Here is a 7962-nt window from a genome sequence, read left to right on the forward strand (position 1 = left end):
GTTCTGGTCCTTCATGGCCGACCGACCACCGTGCTGCTGGTCGGGGGCGCTGACCAGCGCTGTGGTGCTCAGCTCACTACCGCCCGGTGGGCGCCACCTCGTTGTGCGAGTTCAGCGACACGACGGGCACCGGATGGCCGGCGACGATACCGTCCACGCCGGCCAGCAACCAGCGGCCGGCCAGCTCCGGCCGGACGTTGGGGGTGTCGGCCGTCTGCGCCTGCGGGCGGCGGTTGGCGGCCCGGATCAGCTCCTCGTCGACGCGGACGCCCAGCCCGGGCGAGTCGCCGAGGATGAAGGCGCCGTCCTCGACGTGCAGGTCGATGGAGACACCGACCGGTCGGTGAACGTCCTGCAGCTCGCTGGTCAGGTGGTTCGGCACCGAGGTCGCGGCGTGCAACAGCCCGACCGGGCTGTTGCCGATCGGGCTGACCGGCAGGTCGTGCGCGTGGGCCAGGGCGGACACCCGCAGGAAGTGGGTGACTCCCCAGACGGCGGCCATCTGGACGACGTCGACAGCGCCGGCGGCGATCAGCGGGCGATACTGTTCGAGCCCGGTGAGGTTCTCCCCGGTGGCCACCGACGCGCGCACTCCCCGACTGACGGCGGCGTGACCCTCGGCGTCCCACCGCCGGACGGGCTCCTCGATCCAGATCAGGTCGAGGGAGCGTTCGATCTCGCCGACGTGCCGCACGGCCTGCTTTCGGGTCCAGGCCTCGTTGACGTCGAGCATCAGACCCGCTCGCCGGCCGTGCCCTGCCTCGGTGAGGACGTCTCTGACCAGGCCGAGCCGGTGCCGGTCCCGCTCGATGTCGAGGCCACCCTTGAGCTTGGCGGCGCGCAGGCCGTGGCTGGCGTAGACCTCGTACGCCGCGACGAGTTCGTCGTCGGTCAACCCGATGTCCAGGCCGGAGGCGTAGGCGTTGACCCGCCGGTCCCGTCCGCCCAGCAGCCGCCACAGTGGCTCACCGGCAGCCTGCGCCTTGATGTCCCACAACGCGGTGTCGAGAGCGCCGATGGTGCCGAACACCGGCCCCGCGTGGCCGGCCTTGAAGGTGTGCCGCAACATGCGGTCGTACAGGGTCGTCACCGCACGTGGGTCTTCGCCCTCGATCGCAGCGAAGATCCGCTCGATCTCGACGTGTGGCCCGAGGCCGACGCCCGTGATGCCCTCGTCGGTGTCGACGAGGACGATCGAGATCGGGACCACCCCGTCGGCGAACACGCCGTTGGCGTCGCCGACAGGGCGCCCCCATTCCTGGACCGTGGTGAGCGTCCGAAATCCCGTGATCCGCATGTCAACCCTTCGTGGAACCGGCGGCGACGCCGTCGGCAATTTGGCGCTGGAGGAACAGGTAGACCAACAGGACGGGTATCGCGGCGATCAGCACCCCGGACGCGAAGGTCGGGATGTTGTCGGAGTACTGCCCTCGCAACGAGGTCACCCCGATCATGAGCGTCCGGTTCTCGGCCGAGGGCATCATCACCAGCGCCATGAGGACGTCGTTCCAGCAGAACAGCGTGTTGAGGATGCCCACCGACAGCAGCGCCGGGGTGCCCAGGGGCAGCATGATCCGGCGATACACGCCGTAGACGGTGTTGCCGTCGATCCGGGCGGCGTCGACGATCTCCGGTGGGATGCCCTTGTAGTAGCTCGTCATCAGGAAGACGGTGAAGGGCAGGAACTGGGCCACGTAGACGAGGATCAGACCCGGGTACGTGTCGATCAACGCGGTGTCGGCCATGATCCGCGCGAGCGGCACCATGATCACCTGAAACGGGATGAAGAGCCCCGCGAGGCAGCCCAGGAACAACGCCGACGAGCCACGGAACCGCAACTGGCTCAGCGCGAAGCCGGCCATCGACCCGAGCAGGAGCAGCAGCAGCACCGACGACGCCACCACGACCAGCGAGTTGACGAAGTAGCGGCCCATGCCGGCGCTGGTCCACGCCGTGCTGATGTTCTCCCATTGCAGGGTGCTGGTCAGGGAGAACCGGTCCAGGATGTAGTCCCGGCGGGTCTTCAACGCGACGTTCGCGGTGAAGAGCAGGGGGTAGATCGTCGCCACCGCGAGCAGTGACATCGGGATGGCGACCATCCACCGTCCCAGTCGGACGCGGGACATCAGTCCACCTTTCCCGATCGTTCGAGCAGTTTGATCTGCAACAGACCCACCACGAGCATGATCGCGAAGAGGATCGTGGACGCTGCGGACGCGAGCGCCGGGCGGTTCATCTGGCCCTGCTGGATCCAGATGTAGTACTCCGGCAGGTACGTCGAGCCCTCCGGGCCGCCGCTGGTCATGACGAACAGCAGCCCGAACATGGAGGTCAGCATCCCGATCATCGTGGTCACGAAGACGAACTGGATGGTCCGCGACAGGGCCGGGACGATCACGTGCCAGACGACCTGGCGCAGTGACGCCCCGTCCACCCGGGCGGCGTCCAGCAGCGCGGCGTCGAGCGTGGCGAAGCCGGCGAGGAACACCACCAGGGCCATCCCGAAAGTGGCCCAGATGTGTACGCCCACCACCACGAACATCGCGATGTCCGAGTCACCGAGCCAGTCCACCGGGCCGACCCCGACCGAGCCGAGGACGGCGTTGACGGGGCCGTCGAAGGCGAGCAGGAGGTTGAAGATCGCTCCGACGATGACCGGTGAGAGCACGGCGGGGAAGAAGTAGACGCTGCGGTAGAGACGGTGGCCCGGCACCCGCAGGTAGATGAACGTGGCGAGCAGACCGGGGATCGCCACCGCCACCGGGAGCAGCAACACCAGCAGACCGACGTTGCCCAACGCGGTGCGGAACAGCGGATCCCCGAACAACTCCTGGTAGTTGCCGAAACCGACCGCTTTCCCGTTCTGGTCACCGTCGCCGGTGAAGGAGAAGTTGACTCCGAGGATCAGCGGGTAGATCCGCAGCGCCACGATGATCAGGACGGCCGGAGCGACCAGGATGTAGGGGGCGTAGCGCTCGGCCCCCGAGCCGCCGCGGCCGCGACGGGAACGGGTGCCACCGCGGTGCGCGGAGGGTGTGACCGCCGGGCCGCCGGCCCGCCCGGCCGAAGCCAGGCGGACCGACGGTTGCGTGTTTCCGATCGGCACGAGGTCAGCCCGCCTGGTCGGAAGCGGCCAACTGCTTCACCACCTCGTCGACGGTGATCGAACCGCTGAGCAACTGCTGGGAGAGGCGCCCCATCAGGTCGATCGTCTTCGAGGAGAGCGCGACGTGCAGAGCCGGCTTGCCGGTCTTCAGCTCGCTGACGATCGTGGAGGCAGCCGGGCCGGCCTGCGACACGTCGATCGTGATGTCGGCGGCGATCGCGCCGGCGTCGGCGTAGAACGCCTTCAACGCCTCGGCCGAGGTCAGGGAGCGCACCAGGTCGGCGGCCACCTTCGGGTCCTTCGTCCACTTGGCGACCGCGTAGCCGATGCCGCCGTCGTACGGCAGGCTCGGCGTGGTGCCAGCGGTGACGATCGGGGGCTTCATGACGCCGAGCTTCTCCGGGGTGAGGAACTCGTTGAAGGACTTCCAGTGCCCGACGTCCGACATGAGGCCCATGACGTGGGCGGCCTTGCCGGACTGGAAGGCCGCGAAGGAGTCGTTGAACATCGCTGTCGAGTTGGCCCCGTCCGTGTTCATCTTCTTGGCCCCGGTCTCCTTCCAGAGCTCGAAGACGCGCTTCACGTTGGGCGAGTTCCAGTCGCGCTTGCCGGTGATCCAGGCGTCGTACTCAGCGGCGGTGAGGGTCACCGACCCCATGCTGGAGAGCCAGAACTGGATGCCGACACCCTCCTTGTTGCCGAGGGCGAAGCACCTGGAGCCGGCCTTGGTGACGGCGGCGCAGTCCGCGACGAACTTGTCCCAGGTGGTGGCCGGGCTGGCCGGGTCGAGGCCGGCCTTCCGGTAGATGTCCTTGTTGTAGTAGATCGGGTAGCCCTGCAGCGTCACCGGGCCGCCGTAGACCTTGCCGTCCTTGGTGAACGCGTCCCAGCCGGCCAGCCGCTGCTTGTCCTCGGCCACGTAGTCGGTGATCGGCACCAGCGCGTCCACCCGGTCGCGAATCTGGCCGCCGCCGTTGAACATCATGACGTCCGGTCCCTTGCCGGACTGGATCGCCGCACCGAGCAACGTGTAGTACTGATCGAAGGGCTGCGCGACGAACTCGACCTCGACGTCCGCGTGCTTCTTCTTGAAGTCGGCCTTCGCCTTGTCCAGATACGATTTGGCGAACGGCTCGCCGGACTTCCAGTCCCACACCACCAACTTGCCGTCGGACTTCTTGGACGAGCCCGAGTCGCTAGCACTTCCACAGCCGGTCAGGGCCAGTCCAACAACGAAGACGGCCGACCATATTGCGCGCTGTCTCATGAGTTGTCACCTCTGAAAGTGGGGTGGCCTACGGCCGTGCCGTCTGCCATCGTTGATCGGAAAGTAACTCGTATGACGTGTGACGTCAATACTCGGCCGTAGACTGGCGAGGACGTCGTGCCACGGCGGGTCATTCGGAGGGGACATGACGCCAGCTCAGGAGACAGCCCTGAACAATCCGGCAACCCCGGCGTGGGTCCGTCGACCGACCAACCTCGCCCGGGCGGTCACCGCCGAACTCGTGCAGCGCATCGTCCGTGGCGTACACCCGTCGGGAACGTCCCTGCCCCCGGAGCCGATCCTCTGCGAGACCTTCTCGGTGAGCCGGACCGTCGTACGGGAAGCTGTCAAGATCCTTCAGGAGAAGGGGCTGGTGCAGGTCCGCCAGGGCGCCGGCACCATGGTCACCCCACCGTCACAGTGGGACATGCTCGACGAGCTCGTCCTCGCGGCAACCATCGCCGAGGACGACAGCCTCGCGATCCTCGATGATCTGGTCGTGACCCGACGGGTGCTCGAGTCCGACATGGCGAACGTCGCCGCCCGGCTCGCCGATGCGGAAACCATCGACCGCCTGCGCGAGATGGTGGACGGAATGGACGACCTGGTCGACGACCACGTGACGTACCACGAACACGACCGGGCCTTCCACGACACGATCATGCAGGCGTCCGGCAACCGCATCGCTCGCGGCGTCGTACGCGCCCTGGAGAGCCAGGTCATCAACACCGCCAGCTACATGGGCCGCACCGAGCGCTCGCTGTGCGTGGCGTCGAACCAGGGTCACCGGCGGATCTACGAACGCATCGCCGCCCACGATTCCGAGGGCGCCGCCGAGGCGATGTTCACCCACATCACCGAGGCCTGGCTGGTCCGCCGCAGCGGTTCGGGCAAGCCGGTTCGACTGCAACGCTGAGCGGCAGCGCCACGCTCCCGGGCACAGGAGCGGACGCTGCCGCCGACGTCAGCGCCGGCCTCGCCGGCGACCGGGATCAGGAGAACTGCGAGAAGAACCTCCAGATCTCACCCTTGGTCCAGGTCGTGATGCCACTCTCGGCGTAGGTGCCGTCCACCGGGCCGGGCATGTGGCCGTTGTCGTACGCGGCCCACTGCACCGGGTACCCGGACCGGCAGCCCGAGTAGGTGGTGGTGATGTGGGTGCGGCTGCCTGCCCCCGGCTCGGGCGGGTTCTGGGCGGTGCACCCGTTGTTGCGCACGAACGTGTCGCGCAGCGCCCTGCCCTGGGAGATGCTCAGGACGTTGTCCGAGATGCCGTGCAGCCCGAAGTACGCGATGGGCTGCGTCCCGCCACTGCACCCACTGATCTGCCCGCCGGAGATGACCGCGACGGCCCGGAAGACGGTGGCGCGGGCGCAGGCGATGGCGTAGCTCATGCCGCCGCCCCAGCTGAAGCCGAGGGCGAACCGCTGCCGCGGGTTGACACAGAGGCTGCTCTCGATCCGGCTGATCATGTCGTCGACGAAGACGATGTCCTCACCGCCGGAGTTGCCCCAACCGTTGCCGAAACCCTGGGGCGCGACCAGGATCGCGCTGTTGTTCGACTGCTCCTGCTGCCCGTAGTAGGACCACGGCGTTCCGCTCGTGCCACCGGAGGACACGTCCTGCATGGTGCCGCCCCGCCAGTGGAACGCGAAGATCAGCCGGTAGGGGTTGCTGTTGTTGTAGTTGGCTGGCACCCGCAGGGTGAACGTCCGGCTCTTGCCGTTGCTCTGGATCGTGTGCGTGCCGCTGGACAGGGCCGGCGCCTTGCCACACCCGCTGCCACCGGTCGGTGGTGGGGTGGTGCCGCCGTCCGTGCGGACGAGCTGCCACTGCTGGTTGGTGCCGTTCCAGTCGGCGTACTGCACGATGTTGCCGCCGTCGGCGGTGGAGGCGCCCTGCACCTCCACTGCCTTGCTGCTGTGCCGGCTGATCAGCCGGACGTAGCCGCCGTCCGAGTCGGCCAGGCGGAACTGCTGGTTGGTCCCGTTGAGGTCGGACCACTGCACGATCGCGCCGCCGTCGGCGGTCGAGAAGCCGCTGACGTCGAGGACCTTGCCGGAGTGCCGGGACTTCACCCGGTAGTAGCCGCCCCCGGAGTCCACGAACTGCCACTGCTGGTTGGCACCGTTGTTGCGGGTCCACTGACTGACCCGCGCACCGTCGTTGGTGGCCGAGGCGTAGAGGTCGAGCGCCTTGCCGCTGTTGCGGTTGACCAGGACGTACCAGGCGTTGGTGTCCACTGTGGCAGCCGCCGCGGGCGTCTGGTTGACAGCGACCAGCGCGCTGGCCGCCATGACTGCGGCCGCAGCCGCGGCCAGGCCTGATCGCCAGCGATGCCGTGGTGGGGAGGCGGGACGGGCCTCACCGATGACCTTCATGGTCCACTCCTTCGATCGGGGCAACCCACGAGCAGAACGCACGCGCGTGCCCTGGGGTGCGTGCCGGCGACTGGTGGTGGCGTCAGCACGTCTGAGGGGTTTGCGGACGAGATGCGGCCGCCGCCGAGCGACCGTGGCCACGCCACGGACCGAATGTGGAGCAGGCCCGCGCGGGGTACGCGGTGCCCATCCGGCTCCGGGCAGCCAGTGGTCCGCGGGTGAAAATTAGCGTTAACGACGTCATACGTCAAACGATTGGCATCGATTTCGCGAGGTTCTCCACGGCCGGCAGCATGGGCGCTGGTAGCAGCTCTGCGAGCTTCGCACCGCGACGGAGCAGTGACTTGACGTAGCTCTTGTTATCGCTCACAGTCGATGGACGATGGGGTGGCGTCGATCGGGCGAGCGGCACCTCCCCAGCGGGCACAAGCAGCGGCCCGCCCCGGGTGGGGGCGGGCCGCCGTCCTGTCACCTGACTCGTCCGGTCGCTATCCGATCCGGACCAGCTGCCACTGCTGGTTGGTGCCACCCCAGTCGGCGTACTGGACGATGTTCCCGCCGTCCGCCGTGGACGCGCCCTGCACCTCGACCGCCTTACTGCTGTTGCGGTTGATCAGACGCACGTATCCGTCGGCCGAATTGGCGATCCGGAACTGTTGGTTCGTGCCGTTGAGGTCGGACCACTGCACGATCGCGCCGCCGTCGGCGGTCGAGAAGCCGCTGACGTCGAGGACCTTGCTGGAGTGCCGGGACTTCACCCGGTAGTAGCCGCTCCCCGAGTCCACGAACTGCCACTGCTGGTTGACGCCGTTGTTCCGCGACCACTGGCTGATCCGCGCACCGTCGTTGGTCGCCGAGGCGTACAGGTCCAGCGCCTTGCCGCTGTTCCGGTTCAGCAACACGTACCAGGCGCTGGTGTCCACGCCGGAGCCCGGCGGGGGCGTGGTGGGCGGGGTCGAGCCGCCGTTGAGGGCGTCCAGGACGGCGGTGTACGCGGCCTTCTTGTTGCCGTTGCAGTCGAACAGCAGCGCGTTGTCCGAACCACGCCACGAGTCGCAGTCGCGCACACCCCACGTGGTGATGCCGGTGCACCGTGAGACAGCCAGGCAGGCGCGGGTGACGGCGCCGTAGATGTTGGCCTGGTTGCCACCGGTCATCACGTCCAGCTCGGTGATCTGCACATCCACACCGAGATCGGCGAACCGCTG

At 67.8% G+C, this 7962-nt stretch carries 6 protein-coding genes and 1 pseudogene; 1 reads left to right on the forward strand and 6 read right to left on the reverse strand.

Annotation, left to right across the window (positions count from 1 at the left end; translation table 11 throughout):
• Positions 1 to 76 precede the first annotated feature (76 nt).
• From ACWCO3_RS27865 to ACWCO3_RS27880, 4 genes are read right to left on the reverse strand one after another with little or no spacing between them, the layout of a single operon-like run.
• The gene (locus ACWCO3_RS27865; protein ID WP_145784640.1) at positions 77 to 1297 is read right to left on the reverse strand and encodes a mandelate racemase/muconate lactonizing enzyme family protein; all 1221 of its coding nucleotides are present in this window, start codon (positions 1295 to 1297) and stop codon (positions 77 to 79) included.
• 1 nt (position 1298) lies between these two features.
• The gene (locus tag ACWCO3_RS27870) at positions 1299 to 2126 is read right to left on the reverse strand and encodes a carbohydrate ABC transporter permease (protein WP_145784642.1); all 828 of its coding nucleotides are present in this window, start codon (positions 2124 to 2126) and stop codon (positions 1299 to 1301) included.
• Positions 2126 to 3106 carry a carbohydrate ABC transporter permease gene (locus ACWCO3_RS27875; protein WP_450012851.1) on the reverse strand — a complete coding sequence of 327 codons (981 nt, stop codon included), beginning with the start codon at positions 3104 to 3106 and terminating at the stop codon, positions 2126 to 2128. Before ACWCO3_RS27875 ends, ACWCO3_RS27870 begins: the two co-directional genes overlap by 1 nt.
• Before the next feature lie 4 nt (positions 3107 to 3110).
• Positions 3111 to 4373, reverse strand: a complete 1263-nt coding sequence (locus ACWCO3_RS27880) for an ABC transporter substrate-binding protein (protein ID WP_145784644.1) — start codon at positions 4371 to 4373, stop codon at positions 3111 to 3113.
• A gap of 145 nt (positions 4374 to 4518) precedes the next feature.
• Between ACWCO3_RS27880 and ACWCO3_RS27885 the strand changes: the two genes are divergently transcribed.
• Entirely contained in the window at positions 4519 to 5289 is a 771-nt protein-coding gene (locus tag ACWCO3_RS27885) for a FadR/GntR family transcriptional regulator (protein ID WP_145784646.1), read from the forward strand.
• Between the two features lie 76 nt (positions 5290 to 5365).
• Here ACWCO3_RS27885 and ACWCO3_RS27890 read toward each other — a convergent pair whose 3' ends face one another.
• Entirely contained in the window at positions 5366 to 6754 is a 1389-nt protein-coding gene (locus tag ACWCO3_RS27890) for an RICIN domain-containing protein (protein WP_145784648.1), read from the reverse strand.
• A 494-nt stretch (positions 6755 to 7248) separates the two neighbouring features.
• Positions 7249 to 7962: pseudogene (locus ACWCO3_RS27895) on the reverse strand (RICIN domain-containing protein); the annotation flags it as partial.

This window comes from Micromonospora sp. NPDC002411 (genome assembly GCF_053592955.1).